The organism is Pseudomonas sp. DC3200b2 (assembly GCF_049895785.1).
Classification (GTDB): Bacteria; Pseudomonadota; Gammaproteobacteria; order Pseudomonadales; family Pseudomonadaceae; genus Aquipseudomonas; species Aquipseudomonas massiliensis.
Genome location: NZ_JAFCTA010000007.1, coordinates 165,056 through 181,297, shown reverse-complemented (window position 1 = coordinate 181,297; position 16,242 = coordinate 165,056). Strand labels below are relative to the sequence as shown.

General features: G+C 63.8%; 15 protein-coding genes and 1 pseudogene. 11 read left to right on the top strand and 5 right to left on the bottom strand.

Features of this window, described 5'->3' with window-relative positions:
• The 3 genes from ACP691_RS19405 to ACP691_RS19395 form a co-directional block, all read right to left on the bottom strand.
• The coding region (locus ACP691_RS19405; RefSeq protein WP_426153310.1) for a hypothetical protein at positions 1-134 on the bottom strand (134 nt) is incomplete at its 3' end.
• Between the two features lie 184 nt (positions 135-318).
• Complete coding sequence (locus ACP691_RS19400) at positions 319-747, bottom strand: hypothetical protein (protein WP_426153019.1); 429 nt, start codon at positions 745-747, stop codon at positions 319-321.
• Between the two features lie 194 nt (positions 748-941).
• Positions 942-1,922: an MBL fold metallo-hydrolase gene (locus ACP691_RS19395; protein WP_426153021.1), complete on the bottom strand. Its 981-nt coding sequence runs from the start codon at positions 1,920-1,922 to the stop codon at positions 942-944.
• Positions 1,923-2,451: 529 nt separating this feature from the next.
• Between ACP691_RS19395 and ACP691_RS19390 the strand changes: the two genes are divergently transcribed.
• From ACP691_RS19390 to ACP691_RS19380, 3 genes and pseudogenes are all read left to right on the top strand, one after another.
• On the top strand, positions 2,452-3,015 hold the full coding sequence (locus ACP691_RS19390) for a type 1 glutamine amidotransferase domain-containing protein (protein ID WP_426153023.1): 564 nt from the start codon (positions 2,452-2,454) through the stop codon (positions 3,013-3,015).
• 316 nt (positions 3,016-3,331) lie between these two features.
• Positions 3,332-3,499 (top strand): annotated as a pseudogene (locus tag ACP691_RS19385) (general stress protein); the annotation flags it as partial.
• A gap of 397 nt (positions 3,500-3,896) precedes the next feature.
• The gene (locus ACP691_RS19380) at positions 3,897-5,180 is read left to right on the top strand and encodes a sugar MFS transporter (RefSeq protein WP_426153025.1); all 1,284 of its coding nucleotides are present in this window, start codon (positions 3,897-3,899) and stop codon (positions 5,178-5,180) included.
• A gap of 65 nt (positions 5,181-5,245) precedes the next feature.
• On the opposite strand, the gene ACP691_RS19375 is transcribed toward ACP691_RS19380, so the two are convergent.
• Together ACP691_RS19375 and ACP691_RS19370 are read right to left on the bottom strand one after the other, a co-directional pair.
• On the bottom strand, positions 5,246-6,610 hold the full coding sequence (locus ACP691_RS19375) for an MFS transporter (RefSeq protein WP_426153027.1): 1,365 nt from the start codon (positions 6,608-6,610) through the stop codon (positions 5,246-5,248).
• A gap of 20 nt (positions 6,611-6,630) precedes the next feature.
• Positions 6,631-8,151: an MFS transporter gene (locus ACP691_RS19370; protein WP_426153029.1), complete on the bottom strand. Its 1,521-nt coding sequence runs from the start codon at positions 8,149-8,151 to the stop codon at positions 6,631-6,633.
• A 270-nt stretch (positions 8,152-8,421) separates the two neighbouring features.
• Between ACP691_RS19370 and ACP691_RS19365 the strand changes: the two genes are divergently transcribed.
• The 8 genes from ACP691_RS19365 to ACP691_RS19330 all read left to right on the top strand — a co-directional run bounded on the left by ACP691_RS19365 (position 8,422) and on the right by ACP691_RS19330 (position 16,158).
• Positions 8,422-10,143: a tannase/feruloyl esterase family alpha/beta hydrolase gene (locus tag ACP691_RS19365; RefSeq protein WP_426153031.1), complete on the top strand. Its 1,722-nt coding sequence runs from the start codon at positions 8,422-8,424 to the stop codon at positions 10,141-10,143.
• Between the two features lie 142 nt (positions 10,144-10,285).
• Entirely contained in the window at positions 10,286-10,546 is a 261-nt protein-coding gene (locus ACP691_RS19360) for a type B 50S ribosomal protein L31 (RefSeq protein ID WP_426153033.1), read from the top strand.
• 136 nt (positions 10,547-10,682) lie between these two features.
• Positions 10,683-11,429 carry a metal ABC transporter ATP-binding protein gene (locus tag ACP691_RS19355; protein ID WP_426153035.1) on the top strand — a complete coding sequence of 249 codons (747 nt, stop codon included), beginning with the start codon at positions 10,683-10,685 and terminating at the stop codon, positions 11,427-11,429.
• A complete protein-coding gene (locus tag ACP691_RS19350; protein WP_426153037.1) occupies positions 11,429-12,307 on the top strand; it encodes a metal ABC transporter permease in 879 nt (292 codons plus the stop codon). Before ACP691_RS19355 ends, ACP691_RS19350 begins: the two co-directional genes overlap by 1 nt.
• An 11-nt stretch (positions 12,308-12,318) precedes the next feature.
• A complete protein-coding gene (locus ACP691_RS19345) occupies positions 12,319-13,212 on the top strand; it encodes a metal ABC transporter substrate-binding protein (RefSeq protein ID WP_426153312.1) in 894 nt (297 codons plus the stop codon).
• 109 nt (positions 13,213-13,321) lie between these two features.
• On the top strand, positions 13,322-14,518 hold the full coding sequence (locus ACP691_RS19340) for a DUF2252 domain-containing protein (RefSeq protein WP_426153039.1): 1,197 nt from the start codon (positions 13,322-13,324) through the stop codon (positions 14,516-14,518).
• A gap of 105 nt (positions 14,519-14,623) precedes the next feature.
• On the top strand, positions 14,624-15,163 hold the full coding sequence (locus tag ACP691_RS19335) for a cysteine hydrolase family protein (protein WP_426153041.1): 540 nt from the start codon (positions 14,624-14,626) through the stop codon (positions 15,161-15,163).
• A 2-nt stretch (positions 15,164-15,165) separates the two neighbouring features.
• Positions 15,166-16,158: a GlxA family transcriptional regulator gene (locus ACP691_RS19330; protein ID WP_426153043.1), complete on the top strand. Its 993-nt coding sequence runs from the start codon at positions 15,166-15,168 to the stop codon at positions 16,156-16,158.
• Positions 16,159-16,242 lie beyond the last annotated feature (84 nt).

Below are 16,242 nucleotides of genomic sequence, written 5' to 3'. Positions count from 1 at the left end.
GCGCCGAAGACGCTGCCGGCGGACACCCGCTGCAGGCCGTTGACTCGGATATCGGAGATGGTGAAGGACTCGGCGTGGGCGGTGCCGGCAAAGAGCACGGCCGCCACCAGTGGTAACAGCGAGACGCAGCGCATGTAGAGTTCTGTCCAGTTGACACTCCTGTCGCAGCCCACGAGGACGGTATGGCCTGCAAGGAGCAAGTATCGTCACCGCTGGGCGGTGTACGCTGTAATCGAGCGGCAAGGAGCTTACTGCACGGCCAGGCGAACTAACTTGTCCGCATTGTCGGGCCGCGTACGCAGTACAATACAAAGTCCGTTATCGATATTGATAAACTACACAGGACTGCCACTGTTCGGTGGTTTCAACCTCATGGGTGAAATAACGGTCACCTTCCAGTGTTTGTATTTCATATCCAGGCTGGTGCCCCCTGTGCTCATGCTTGACCACCCGCGCCACATCCTGGAAGCGCAGCGCGCTGGTGCCGTTGTGAGAGGGCCCGGTCAATACGCTGACCCGCTGGAACCAGCCTGGCTCGCCTCGGCAGCCCTGGAAGCTACGGGTCATTGCCTCGAATCGCTCCAGGCGCGAAAAGGCCCAGAGGGTTTGTTCGGGCTTGCTGCCCTGCGCGACGGTGAATACGAACAGACTGATGGCCGGGTCGTCTTCACAGAAAAAGTCGTACGGCACCAGGCCACCCATCATCTTCCCGCCCGGAACGAAACCCTTCTTGTGCACCAGAAACATGGCCGCCTCATAGATAACCCATTCAATAGCGTCGGCATGAAACCATGGAAGTTGATCGATAATTATGGCCACTTTATAGGCAGGCCTGGCGCTTTCGTTACAAATCCACTGTTCAGGAACTTCCCCGATACAGGACTAAAACAAGTGCAATCATTGTTACGGCAGTGACGCTCGGCTTGACGACTTTGACACGCTTAGCCCGTGATCGACCGGGGTACCGCCACGACCATGCCGCGGCTGTCGATGCGATAGCGGTCATAGTCAGCCGCCAGGATGAGCGTGCCTGAATAACGGGCCGCCGCCTCCTGGCGAAGATCCTCGAGCGTCAAACCCGCCGGACCGCTGGCGTGGTAACGCGGGCTGAAGTGAGTCAGGACAAGGTTGGGCACGGCCACTGCCTCGGCAAATTCGGCCACGGCTGCAGCGCTGCTGTGGCCATGCTCGGTCTTGGCCGCCGCCACGGCGGCCGTGTAGGTTGCCTCATGCACCAATAGCCGGGCGCCCCGGCACGCTTCGGTCAGGCGTTGCGGCTCGCTGTTATCCCCGGCCACTACCAGGCTGTGACCTGGCAAGCCGTGCAGCAGATAGTCCGCGCTTCGCAGCGTGCGGCCCTGGTAATCCACTGTGGGTTGCCGAAGCAAGGCGCCCCATACCGGGCCGCGCTCGATTCCGTCGGCTTGCAGCCTGGCCGTGTCGAGCCGCGCCTGCGCGGGCGCGCTGTCGAAGCGGTAGGCGTACGAAGGCACTCGGTGGGCCAGCAGGCTGGCGCTGACGCTAACGGTCGCATCCTGCCAGGCGCCGCCCTGGAGCAGCGACTCGGTGGCATGAAAACGCAGCGCGTAGGGTAGCCAGGTCTGGGTCAGGCGCAGGGTCTGGGTGAGCCAGGCTTCGATACCCTCCGGGCAGATCAGGTCCAGGGGCTGGGTACGTCCCTGCATGCCGGCGGTGGCCAGCAACCCAGGGAGGCCGTAGCAGTGGTCGCCGTGCACATGGGTAATGAAGATCCCCGCCAAACCGTGCAACGACAAGGGCGTGCGCAGCAAGCGGTGCTGGGTGCCTTCGCCGCAATCGACCAGATACCAGCGCTTGCCCTGCCCCACCAGCACCGCCAGGCCACTGACGTTGCGGCTTCTGGTAGGTACGCCGGACGAGGTTCCAAGAAACAGCAATTCCACGCAATGTTCTCCACAAAGCCAGCGCCAGCTGGCAGATGTCCTGACGCTCCGAGCTCGTTCCGACAGTGTCACGGCGCCTACACAAATGAAGGATCTAGCCTATAGTTGTGGCTGGCCAGGCGACGTCGCCCCGGCGTGCCTCGCTTCACCGCGGCTCGTTCGTAGTCTGAACCTTTACCCGCCTTTACAGATCCTTTACGGCCATGGGGTGTAAAGTTTCGGTCGTCATCCCCGATGCCAACATAATGTGACATTATCATGAGCAAAACCGAACCCGTATCTCTTGTCGCACTTGTTTTCCTATTGGCCCTGATCGCCTTGACGTCTTTCGCACGCCTTGAACAACCCAGCCCTGTATTGGCCGGGGTTATGCATCCAGAAAGCCAGGCCTGCATGAAACTTGACTCGGCCCTGAAAACTCGGCGCCTGGCGGTTTAACCTAACGGTAAACTTCAGTGAACTTCGCCGCTGCGTTTTTCCTCCTATTGATAGGCGCCCCGTTGAGCGTTCAACTTCAGGAGAAATCATCATGGCCGCGACACTGCAAGGCAAGAAAGTGCTGATCATCACATCCAACACAGGTATCGAGCGCGACGAGCTGCTCGCGCCCCTGCAAGCGCTGAAGGAAGCCGGCGCAGAGGTGATCCACGCCTCCATCGAAGGCGGCACTACCCAGACCTTCCTGCAGGATACCGAGAAGGACCGCACGGTAGAGTCAGACGCCAAGCTGGCGGGCCTGGACGCCGCGGCGTTCCACGCTCTAGTGATTCCAGGCGGCACGGTGAACGCTGATACGCTACGCCAGGACGCGGACGCGCAGCGTCTGGTCCAGGCATTTGCCAACAGCGGCAAGACCATCGCGGCCATCTGCCATGGCCCATGGGTGTTGATCGATGCTGGTGTGGTAGAAGGCAAGACCCTGACTTCCTACAGCAGCGTGCGCACAGACCTGCTCAATGCCAAGGCAGCAGGTTGGGAAGATACCGAGCTGTTCAAATGCGGCGCCGATGGCTGGACCCTGCTCAGCTCCCGCACGCCCAAGGATTTACCGGCATTCAACCAGGCAATCATCCAGGCCCTGCAGGCGGCCTGACCCAGCCTGGCCCAACGAGCGTCCTTCAGGACGCTCGCTTTTTGGTCCTCGCTTGCTACGCCTCATATGTACGCAACTTTCATATATATATATCTTCAGGTAATCCTCATATCGCCATGATTTATTTAAGGCGCCAAAAGGTTCCGCGCTAAAACGCCGCACGGCAATCCCAGCTTCAGAAAGTTTTGGTGCACTCTACCGTTTATCAGGGCTGGCGAAAACTTTTGAGCACTTTGCCGAAGGGCTCAGTCAGAACTTATGTCCCGCTTGTGGGGCTATCCAAACTTAAAGACTGGAGTTCATCATGGCTAATACCGGAAATAAAAATCCAGGCAACTTTGCAAACGATCGTGAGAAAGCCTCCGAAGCGGGCAGGAAGGGCGGACAATCCTCAAGCGGCAACTTTGCCAATGATCGTGAAAAAGCGTCCGAAGCCGGGCGCAAGGGTGGCCAGAACAGCCATGGCGGCGGCCGCAACAGCTGAGTGCAGCTGGTGACCTGAGCGGGCAGCGTGCTGCCCGCTCCTTCAGACCTAAAAAACCTATAAATCAATCCCTTACCGCTTCGCTTCAATTTGACCGCCCCCGGCCTGCCTGTTATAACGCCGCCGCAGATTCGACCCGGCCCCGGCCGGCGTCCTGCGCGCCTGGCGGCAGCCCTGACCACCTGCCTCCCGACGCGCTCGCGTTCCAATGCAACCTGCGTCACAAAGCTTGTCCGCGCCTGGCCTACCTCGATTTGGACGCTGAACTTTCCCGCTTCGCTGGTTTCAGTTCATCCCAAGATGCTTCGGCCCTTCGGCATGCCTACGCTGGAAGCCGACCGAAACCGCGTCGAATCGAAAACTGACCCATAGCCTCACAAGAAACAGGACCGCGGCCATGACGGATAACACCGTTGCAGTACCACCGGAACAGACCCTACCAGCCATTGCCAATGTCCAACGGTTGAGCTTGTTCGTCTTTGCGCTTTTCTTCATCTTCGGCGGGATCACCAGCCTAAACGACATCCTGATCCCCAAACTCAAGAGCCTGTTCAGCCTCAGCTATGCCGAGGCCATGCTGGTGCAATCTTCCTTCTTCCTGGCTTATGCGATCGCCTCCATCCCGGCTGGCCTGCTGATCGCCCGAATCGGCTACATGCGTGCCGCCGCCCTGGGCCTGCTGACCATGGCCGCCGGCTGCGTGCTGTTCATCCCGGCCGCGCTGGTCGGTTTGTTCGGCGCCTTCCTGGTGGCCCTGTTCGTGCTGGCGATCGGCGTCACCGTGGTGCAGGTGGTAGCCAACCCACTGATCAGCCTGCTCGGCCCCAAGCCTACCGCCCATAGCCGGGTGACCTTCGCCCAGGCCTTCAATTCCCTGGGGACGACAGTGGCCCCCTACCTGGGCGCCATGCTGATCCTTGGCTCCCTCAGCCAGGTCGATCCGGCAACCCTGTCCGGTTCAGCCTTGGCCGCCTTCCTGGCTGAAGAAGCCAAGGTCATCAGCAACACCTATGTAGGTATCGCCCTGGCGCTGCTGGCCGTAGCCATGCTGGTATGGCAGCAACGCAAGCAGCTGCCGGCCTCCGGCACTACTGAAGGCGCTAATCCGCTGTCGGCGCTGAGCCTGCTCAAGCAGCCCCGTTTCGCCTTTGGCGCGGCCTGCATCTTCTGCTACGTGGGCGCGGAAGTGGCCATTGGCAGTCTGCTCACCAACTTCCTGATGCAGGACAGCACCTTCGGTTTCGACGCTGAATTGGCGGGCAAGCACGTGGCCTATTACTGGGGTGGCGCCATGGTCGGCCGCTTCATCGGCGCCGGCCTGCTGCGTGCCTTCGCTCCTGGCAAGGTACTGGCCTGCGCGGCCGTGGCGGTGATGGCGCTGATCGCCAGCGCGGCGACCAGTGAGGGTGCCGTGGCGGGTTGGTCGATCCTGGCGATCGGCTTGTTCAACTCGGTCATGTTCCCAACCATCTTCGCCCTGGCATCCGAGGGGCTGGGCAAGCGCGCCGCCGAGGGCTCCGGCCTGATCTGCTGCGCCATCGTCGGCGGCGCCATCGTACCGCCTCTGACCGGCCTGGCCGCGGACTACAGCACCCTGGCGCTGTCCCTGGCCGTGCCAGCGGTGTGCTACGCGGTCATCGCCTGCTATGGCTGGTACGCCCGCCGCCCGGCGGCGGTGTAAGAACCCGTGAAGCTGGCGCAAGCGAAGGTAGTGAAAACTGCCCGCCCCTTCACCAGCTTCGCTGGCTACCGAATCCTGGGCTGGCCGGCATAGAGCCGGGCGCCACTGGCAACCGCGCCCAGCAAAGCGAAGCCACACCCCAGCCATAGAGACAACTGGGCGCCTGCTCCGGTAAAGAAGTGGAAACACAGAGCAACCAGGGCGGCGCCCAGGGTCTGCCCCACCAGCCGGGACGTGGCCACGACTCCGCTGGCACCACTGCTGCGGGAAACTGGGGCGCTGGTCATCAGAGCCTTGAGGTTCGGAGACTGGAAGAAACCGAACCCTGCCCCGCATAGAGCCATTCGCCAGCCGATATCCCAGGCGCCCGCCCCGGGTTGCAGCAGCGCCAGCGCGCCCATGCCCAGGCTCAGCGCCAACAGGCCCAGCCCTCCCAATAGCCCAGGCGCGAAACGGTCGGAAAGACGTCCGGCGATCAACGCCATGAGTGCCACCACCGCTGGCCAGGGTGTGATCAAGTATCCCGTCGCCACCTGGCTATGCCCCAACTGCTCCTGCAACAGAAAAGGCAAGGCCACGAAGGCCAGGCCCTGGGTGCAGAACGCGCAGACGGCGGTAAGGGACGATAGTGCGAACACAGGCAGGCGATACAGGTCGTGTGCCAGCATGGGCGCCGGGTGCCCGGCCTGACGGCGGCCGAGGGCCAGCCCGCAGCCGAGCGCAATAGCCAGCTCCAGTGCGACCAGCCCACCGTGGTTGCCCTGCACACCTGAGCTGAGCGCCAGCACAGCGAAACCGAACAGGCCGGCGCAAAGCACGGCGGCCGGGGTATCGTACGGGTGAGGCAGGCGGTCTACCGGCGGCAGGTTGCGCGCCGCCATCCACATGGCCAGCAGGCCAAGGGGAACATTGATCAGGAACAACCAGTGCCAACTGGCGACCGAAAGAATGGCCGAGGCCAGCGTCGGCCCCAAGGTGAAGGCGAGCCCCACCACCAATGAATTGATACCCATGCCGCGGCCGAGCCGCGCGCTAGGGTAGATGTGCCGCAGCAGTACCGCGTTGACGCTCATCAAGGCCGCGGCGCCCAACCCTTGCACCACCCGAGCCAGCGCCAGGGTGGGCAGGGACCAGGCCAGCCCGCAGAACAGCGAGGCCAGCACAAACACCAGCAGGCCGCCCAGGTATACCCGACGCGGGCCCAGTACGCCGCCCAAAGAGGCAAAGGGCAGCAAGGTCGCGACCATCGCCAGCTGATAGGCATTGACCACCCAGATCACCGAGGCGGACGTGGCCCCGATGCCCTGGGCGACCGTAGGCAAGGCCGTATTGACGATGGCGGTATCCAGGGTCGCCATCCCTACCGCCAGGCTGACCGCGATCACCGCTGGAACCAGCTTGTTGCGTGGCAGACCATCCATTGTCGACATAGGCGCTTCCTGGTAGCAGGTTAGGCTTTAGGGGTACGCTTGGCCGATCTTACCAGCCAGGCCACCAGCAGCACCGCGAGGCCCATGACCAAGGCGCCAGCCAGCAGGCTGGCGTTGATGGCCTGGCGGTACAGTTCGGTCACCTGCGCAAGTTGAGCGGCGGGCACCTGGCTCAGGGACTGAGGGTCCCCGATCTGGATGCTTCCCAAAGAAACTGGCAGCGCGCCGGCCCCCTGGGTGAGCACATAGCCCATGATCCCGCCCGCGGCGGCAACGCCGACAGCTCCGCCGAGGGAGCGGCAGAAAGACAGCGCCGCTGTGGCGGCCCCCATTACTGCAGGCGACACGGCATTCTGTACCAGCACGGTCGCGTTGGGCATGCCCACGCCCATGCCCAGTCCCAATATGCCCATGGTCAGGAAGAACCATGACGCGCCAAGGCCCGCGTGGGTGAAGGCGAACAGCAGGCACAGCGCCAGGCATTCAAGGGCTACGCCTACCAGCAGAAGCTGGGCGAAGTTCTGCCGCCGGGTGGCGATGGCTCCGCCCACGAAGGAACTCAGGACCATCATGGCCACCTGAGGCAGCGTCATGAAACCGGACTCGGTGGGCGTCTGATGCAGAACGGCCTGGTAGTACAAGGGCATGAACACCAGCGAGCCCATCATTGCGAACGCCATGGCTGCCATGGCGCAGATAGCCACCGTGAACCGCCGGTTACGAAATAGCGCCGGATCGATGATGGGAGCCTGGGCGCTGCGCTCGATGCGATACAGCAAGGCATAGCCCATGATCATCACCGCGGCCAGCCCCAAGGCAGGCAGCAGGCCGCCCCCGAACCCCAGGGCAGGGGCATGGGTGAGCAAAAGCAGTGCCGAGGTAGCGATGCCCAGGGTAACGGCGCCGGCGTAGTCCACTGCTACCTTGGCTTGGGAGGAGAAGCGAGGCACGTTGCGTGCTACCCCGAGCATGGCCAGCAGCCCTAGGGGAAGGTTGATGAAAAAGATCCACCGCCAGCTGAAATTCGATGTGATGAAGCCGCCCAACAGGGGGCCCGCCGCGCTGCTGACCGCGAAGGTCGCGGAAAACACACCCTGGTAGCGCCCTCGCTCGCTGGGCTTGACCGAGCGGCCGATCACGATCTGTGAGAGCGTCATCAACCCGCCGGCGCCCAGGCCTTGCAGCCCGCGCGCGGCGATCAACTGCCCCATGGAGGTGCAGGCGCCGCAGAGCACGGACGCAGCGACGAAGAGCGCAATGGCGAACAGGAACAACGGACGCGGCCCGTAGAGGTCCGAGAGCTTGCCGTAAAGAGGCGCGCTGATGGTCGACGTAAGCATGAACGCGGTCACTACCCAACTCAGGCTTTCGATACCGTGCAAGTCGGTGGCGATAGCGGGCAATGCGGTGGCCAGCACGCTCTGGTCCAACGCAGCGAGAAACATGGCCAGCAGCAGAGAGGCGATCAGGGCTGAACTCGGCCGGGACAGCGCGGCTGCCTGGGTGCTGGCCGGGGCTTGGGCGGTGGGCGACAGGGGCAAGGGAAGGTCCTCTGAACGGGCATGCAGCCCGTCATTTAGCCGGGCGCGGGCAGCGCTCGCAACCCCAGCGGCGGATTCTCCATCATTTCTGCACATTCAACGGCACCGATATCCGCCTGGCCGGCATTTCAGGCCCCTGCCCAGGTCGTCTCGCCTCCATGACGAACTCGATACCGTCATGACGTACCAGGCCAGCATTGGTCCGCTATACCTAGGCTTCCCAGGCTGGAGGCTTGTGTTCCGGCCATGTTCAACAATGGAATGAGATCAATGCGTAAACACTTCCCCAGCCCACGGCGCTGGCTCTGTCTGTTGGCCTGCTGGGCCATCGGCACCACGGCAATGGCTTCGGCGAGCGTACCCGAAGCCCAGGTGGCACGACCTGTACGCAGTTGTGCCAGCCTTGCCGTGGTGGACCTGACCTCGATTGGCGGTACTGGCAGTCAAGTGCTGAGCGCCAGGCTGGAAACCGTCGAAGGTGCGCCAGCTTGCAGGATTGTCGGCCGGCTGGCCCCGGACATCGGCTTTCAGGTAGCGCTCCCTACGGAAACCTGGACCCAACGCTACCTGCAGGTAGGCTGTGGCGGGCTTTGCGGCCGTATCGGCCTGGAAGTGGGCGCGGCCGATGGCTGCACTCCCTTGACCCAGGGCCGGTTCGCCATCGCGGCGACAGACATGGGCCATGAGGGCGACGGTGGCGATTTCGGTGCCGACCCACAGAAGCGCATCGACTTCGCTCACCGGGCCGTGCACCTGACCGCGGTCGCGGCCAAAAGGTTGATCGAAGTGTTCTACGGTCGAGCCCAACGCTACGCCTATTTCACCGGCTGCTCGGACGGCGGTCGCGAGGCCCTGGTCGAGGCGCAGCGGTATCCGGAGGACTTCAACGGCATCATCGCCGGTGCCGCCGCCTTGAACTTCCAAGTGCAGAATGGCGTATACCACGCCTGGCTGGCGAGGGCGAACACCGGATCCGATGGCAAGGCGATCTTGCTAAGCAACCGCTTGCCTTTGATCCACCACGCGGTGCTGGAACAATGCGATGCCTTGGATGGCGAGAAGGATGGGCTGATCTCAGACCCTCTGGCTTGCCATTTCGATCCGGCCAGCCTGGCGTGCCGCGCTGGCGAGACACCGAAGCGCTGCCTGACCCCTGCCGAGGTCGAGGCGGTGCGGCGCTTCTACACCGGCCCTCGAGACCCTGAAAGCGGCAAGCCGCTGTTGGTCGGCAGTGTCCAGCCTGGCTCGGAACTGGGCTGGGCCGGCGTATTCGTCCCTGCCCAGGCCCATCAGCCGATCTTCAGCGAGAAGATTGCCCTCGATGCGCTACGGGGGGTGAGTTACACCCAAAACCCACCCTCGGATTTCAGCCTTTCACAAGTGCGCTTCGACAAGGCCGGCTTCGATCTGTTACGCCCCTTGCACAGCCTGTACGACGCCACCAATCCCAACCTGGACGCCTTCGCCGCCGCCGGTGGCAAGCTCATTCTCTGGCACGGCTGGGCTGACCCGCACATTTCCCCACTCAACACCCTCGCCTACCATCAGGCCTTGCGCTCAACCTTGGGAGAAGCGCGCACCCGTGGCTTCGAACGCCTCTACCTGTTGCCTGGCGTCAACCACTGCGGCGGTGGCGAAGGACCCAGCAGTATCGACCTCCTGACCCCGATGCTGGCCTGGGTCGAACAGGCCCAGGCACCAGGCGTGCTCACCGCTACCGATGCCCGAGATTCTGTCTCCAGTTTCGGCGCGCCCATGGCCGGGCCGCCGCCTGGCGGGGCGGGGCCAGAACAGGGCGCGCCGCCCCCAGGGGGCTTTGTCTCTGGCGCTCCGGGCGCCGGCCAAATGGTTGGTGGCCCACCTGGGCCGGGGCGCGGTCCTGCTGACGGTCGTCGCAAGGCAACGGCTCCGCCCTCTCGTCAGATCCTTCCCTACGAAGGAACGCCGGCCTTGCCTGATTGGCTAGGCGCGGACTTCTTCCAGCCTCGATGAAGTCTCGGCGGCGCGGTAACGCGCCGCCGTCGCCCTCGGGCCCACCGAGGCGGCAAGCAGATTGTCGTCATCAGCCCAATCAACGCTTGCGCAATCATCTGCCCTCTCGTAAATTGTTACGTTATAACCTTGGAGGCCCACAATGAAACTTGGCATTCACCCCGATTACCGCACTGTGCTGTTCCACGATGTAGCCGCAGACGCTTTCTGGCTTATCCGCTCCACAGTCAGCACGGACAAGACCTACACTCACGAAGACGGCAATACCTACCCCTACGTTGCCCTCGATGTGTCCAGCGCTTCCCATCCCGTCTATACCGGCAAAGAGCGTCGGGCCAAGACCGAGGGTCGAGTAGCCGGTTTCAACAAGCGTTTCGCCGGTTTCGCTGGCAAGGCGAGCTGATGGCCCGCCGTCATTCAATCTCCACCACGCCATTAGCGGGCTCCCTGCTCTGCCGCTCGGCGGCGTGGCGTATGGGCCTGGCGCTGGTCGTATTGACGCCCCTGTGGTTGGCTGTGCTGTGGGCGGTCGCCCTTCCATGAGCGCAGACCTTCGGCTTGACAAGCTACTTCTGGCCTACGACGGACGCGCCGCGCTGAACGACCTCAGTGGTCGCTTCAGCGCTGGCAGCCTCACAGCGATCGTTGGTCCGAACGGCGCCGGCAAATCAACGCTTTTGAAAGCCATGGCTGGGGTGCTCAAGCCTAGCCAGGGCAGCCTGGACCTGGGTGGGCTCGATAGTCGAGCGCTGGGCTACCTGCCGCAGATCGCTAACCTGGAGCGCAGCTTTCCATTGACCGTCGCGGACGCCGTTGCCATGGGGGCTTGGGCCAGTCTGGGCGCCTTTGGCGGCATGAGCCGCGCGCAGGCTGCCCGGGCCCAGGCTTGCCTGGCGGCGGTAGGGCTGCCAGGTTTCGAGCGCTATAGCATCAGCATGCTGTCGGCGGGCCAACTGCAACGTGTGCTTTTCGCTCGGCTCTTGCTGCAGGACGCCCCGGTGTTGCTGCTCGATGAACCCTTCACCGGGGTCGATGCCCGAACCACGGAGGACCTGCTTCGGCTGATCCAGGGTTGGCACAGGGAGGGCCGCACGGTGATCGCCGTACTGCATGACCTGGAGCAGGTCCGCGCGCACTTCCCGACCACTCTGCTGCTGGCAGGCCGGGCGGTGGCCTGGGGCCCGACGGTCCAGGTGCTCACCGACGAAAACCTGCGTCATGCTCGTGCCTTGGCGGCGGCCGCCACCGAGCGGCAGACGTTCGCCGACCCGCTAAGGGCTGCCTGATGTCGCTCTATAGCCTGGCCCTGGAGCCCTTCGCCAACTTCGGCTTCATGCGCCGCGCGCTGGTCGCCTGCCTGGCCCTGGGGGTGGGCTCGGGCCCTGTCGGGGTACTGCTGATGCTCAGGCGCATGAGCCTGGTGGGCGACGCCATGAGTCATGCCGTGCTGCCCGGGGCCGCGGTAGGTTTCCTGCTCGGTGGTCTTTCACTGCCTGCCATGGGGTTCGGTGGCTTGGTGGCGGGCCTTACCGTGGCTTTGTTCGCGGGCCTTGTCAGCCGCGTCACCAGCTTGAATGAAGATGCCAGTTTCGCCAGCTTCTACCTGACGTCCTTGGCCGCAGGGGTGATGATCGTATCCTCGCAGGGTTCCAGCGTGGACCTGCTGCACGTACTGTTCGGCACTATCCTGGCCATCGATACCACGGCGCTTACCCTGGTCGCGGGCATCGCCTCGTTGAGCCTGCTGACCCTGGCGTTGATCTACCGGCCGCTGGTCATGGAGTGCTTCGACCCAGGCTTCCTGCGTGCCGTCGGCGGGCGGGGCTCGCTATACCACGTCCTGTTCCTGACGCTGGTGGTGTTGAACCTGATCGCGGGCTTTCAGGCCTTGGGAACCCTCATGGCGGTGGGCATGATGATGCTGCCGGCCACTGCCGCCCGCTTCTGGGCGCGCTCGCTGGGGGCCCTGATGGCTGTTGCCGCCTTGATCGCCAGCCTTTCGGGCCTGCTCGGGTTGGTCCTTTCTTACCACCTGGGCGTGGCCTCCGGCCCCGCCATCGTGTTGGCGGCCAGCACCTTCTATGGCCTCTCACTGCTGTTTGGCCGCGGCGGGCTGCTGCGACGCCTGGCTTCCTCTCCTTCCTCGCCCCTTGAGCATCCCTGATGAACCTGAACATGTTTTCCCGCGGCCTGACGGCCGCAGCCTTCATACTGTGTAGCCTGATGGCTCAGGCCGAGCCCTTGAGGGCGGTGGCTTCGTTCACCCTCCTTGCCGACATGGTGCGCAACGTCGGCGGCGATTACGTGCAGGTCACGTCCTTGATCGGCCCCAATGGTGATCCCCACGTCTACGAGCCCTCGCCCGCCGACGCCCAAGCCTTGAGCAAGGCCGACATCGTGTTCGTCAATGGCCTGCACCTGGAAGGCTGGATGGACCGCCTCATCCAGGCCTCCGGCTATCCAGGCCAGCCCGTCGCGCTGGCCAGCGGTGTTCCGATCCGGTCCATGGAAGAAGACGGTCAGCGTGTTGTCGACCCGCACGCCTGGACAAGCGCGGCCAATGCCTTGTTTTATGTCGATAATATCGTCGCCGCGTTGAGCCAGCAGGATCCCGCCCATGCGCCTGCCTATGCCCGCAACGGCCAGGCCTACCGGGCGCGCCTGCAAGCGCTGGATGCTTACGCCCGCGAACAGATCGCCAGCGTGCCTCAGGCGCAGCGCAAGGTGCTTACCTCCCACGATGCCTTCGGCTATTTCGGCGATGCCTACGGCGTGACCTTCCTTGCACCCCTGGGCTTGTCCACCGAGAGCGAGGCGTCTGCCGCGGATGTGGCCCGGTTGATTCAACAGATCCGCCAGGTCCAGGTGCGGGCCTACTTCATCGAGAACGCTGCTGATCCTCGACTGGTGCAACAGATCGCCAAGGCCAGCGGCGCGCACCCTGGCGGCGAGCTCTATGTGGAAGCCCTGAGCCCAACGGATGGCCCAGCGCCCACCTATGAACGCATGTTGCGCTACAACGTGGATCTCATGGTCGCTGCCATGAAATCAGGGCCCACGTCCCGCTGATGGGCGAAGCTCACCAGCGCCGTGCAAGAAGGCCCGTTCGGAAACTGAAACAATCTGAAACATCTGTGCGGTTCGCTGTCCATGGGGGTATCTCACCACAGGTCCCGTCATGAAAGCTGTCCATCCCGATCAACGCTCCGAACCACTCATTCAACTGCGCAACCTCAAGATGGCCCGCTCCGCTCATGCCTATGTGCGTGGCAGCACGGTGCAATTCTATGAATGGTTGCATAGTCAGCCAGGCCGCCGCTTGCCCAACGGGCCGCCGGTCTGGATCTGCGGCGATTGCCATGCCGGTAACCTGGGCCCTACTGGCGACCTGAAGGGCCGCATAGACATCCACATCCGAGACCTGGACCAGACGGTCATTGGCAACCCGGCCCATGACCTGGTGCGCCTGGGCCTGTCGCTGGCTACCGCTGCCCGTGGGTCGGACCTGCCCGGCGTGGTGACGGCCTACATGATCGAAGAAATGGTGCGTGGCTATGAAGAAGCCTTCGAGCAGGATGCCGAGGAAGAGCCCGAGCGGCCGGCCCAGATCAAGGCAGGAATGCGCAGCGCCGTTGCCCGCACCTGGAAACATCTGGCCAAGGAACGGATCGAGGACCTGCGCCCTACCCTGCCACTGGGCAAGCATTTCTGGCCGCTTTCCAAGGAAGAGCGGAAGGCCGTGCAGAACCTGTGCGCGAGTCCTGAAATCCATGGCCTGGTGACCTCTTTGAAAGGACGCTCCCGCAACGATGAGGTGGAGTTGCTGGATGCCGCTTACTGGGTGAAAGGTTGCAGCTCGTTGGGGCTGTCCCGATACGCAGTGCTACTGGGCATCGGTACGGGCGACGATCAGGAATTCTGCCTGATCGATATCAAGGAAGCCGTCGGCGCCGCGGCGCCGCGGGTGAACCGGGCGCCCATACCCCGTGACAACGCCCGACGGGTGCTGGCCGGGGCCCTGGCTTTGTCGCCAGGCTTGGGCAACCGGATGGTGGCCATCCGCATGCTCGAGCGTGGATTTTTCATCCGCGAACTGCTGCCCCAGGACATGAAGCTGGAACTGGACGAGCTTGATCAACGCCAGGCCATGGGGGTAGCGGCCTACCTTGCCCGGGTGGTGGGCATCGCTCATGCGAGGCAGATGGACATGGCCACGCGCCTGGCCTGGATCAAGGACCTGCAAGCCAACCGCTCGCGCACGCTCAACGCGCCTTCATGGTTGTGGTCGAGCGTGGTGCAATTGGTTGGCAGCCATGAACGCGGCTACCTCGAGCACTGCCGTCGCTACGCCCTGGAACATGGCCGCGAGCGATAGAGGCCCGCGGTTGTCCGAAAGTGTCCGCGACCGGGCCGAACCCTGCCTGTTGCGGATCTACCCAGCTCTCTAGGATGGACTGCACCCCACCACCGAGCGTTAACCATGAACAAGCGCGCGTTGATCGTGATCGATGTACAGGAATCCTTCCGACACACCCCTTACTGGTCGGACGCCGACCTACCCGCCTACCTGGCTCATCAACAGCGATTGATCGACCACGCGGTCAGGGAAGGCATCGCCACGGTGCAAGTACTACATGTGGGCCACGGGCCGTTCGCATTGGCCTCTGGCCATGTGCGCACGCTCCAAGGCCTGGACTTCACGCCGGATGTGACCATCCACAAGCAATACCACAGCGCTTTGGCCGGCACGCCATTGGCCGCCTGGCTGCTCGAGCGTGGCATTCGCCAGCTGACCGTGAGCGGCATCCGCACTGAGCAGTGTTGTGAAACCACCACCCGGCATGCTTCAGACAGCGGCTTTTGCGTAGACTTCGTCAGCGAAGCGACCCTCACTTTTCCCATGACCCATGCCCGCAACGGCCGCACCTACAGCCCGGCGCAGATCCGCGAACGCACCGAGCTGGTGTTGGAAAAGCGTTTCGCACGTATCCTGTCGGTCGCCGAAGCGACGGGAGGCTAGGCATGACAACACGGCCGGTATTGTTCATCGTATTGCCCAACCTGCTGATGCTCGACCTGGCCGGCCCTGCCGAAGTGCTACGCCTGGCCAGCAAGCTGGCCGCGCCGAAAGATCCGCGCTTCCACCTCGCCTACGCCAGCCCGGCCTCTGGCGTGACCACCTCCATCGGCCTGCCGCTGGCGGGCCTGCCCACGCTGCCCGAGCGCCTGGCTCCAGGCACCCTGGTGGTACTGGCCGGTGTTACCGCGGGCGACAACGATGAGCAACGGCAAGCCGGGGAAACAGCGGCAATAGCCCTGGACAGCTGGCTGCGCCAGGTCTGGGAGCCGTCCGGCGAGCGTTTGTTGTGCGTCTGCGCCGGAGCCTTGAACGCGGCCCGGGCCGGCCTCCTCGACGGCCTCTGCTGCACCACCCACCACGGCCTATGCGCGCCGCTGCGCGCCCTGGCGCCGCGCGCCCGCGTTCTCGAAGACCGGCTCTACGTGACCGACGGTCGGGTCAGCACCAGCGCTGGGGTCACCGCCGGTATCGACATGATGCTGCAACTGGTGGCCGAACTGGGCGATGCGCGCCTGGCCAGTGCGGTGGCTCGGGAATTGGTGGTCTATATGCGTCGGGGTGGCGGCGACCCGCAGCTTTCAGCCTGGACCAGTGGCCGGAACCATCTGCACCCGGCCGTGCACCGGGTGCAGGATGCGGTCAGCGCCGCCCCGTGCGAACCTTGGGACCTGACCCGCATGGCGGGCATCGCCTGCACCAGCGGACGGCACCTGAACCGGTTGTTCCAGGAGCATGCAGGGGGCAGCCCACTGGATTACCTGCACCGCCTTCGAATAGCCGTGGCTCGCGGCCTGTTGGCGCAGCCCGCGCTGGACATGGAAGTGATAGCCGAGCGCGCGGGCTTCGGCTCGGCCCGCCAGTTAAGGCGAGTATGGCGAAAATACGAGGCTACCCCTCCGTCACAGGCCAGGCCGGCGGCAAGCGGCAGCCATTGAAACCCTGACGCTCATACCGCTGGCGTTTGCTGAAAAGGCAGCTAGGGTGAGAAGGCCGTCACACTATGGCCCCTCTGCCCACTC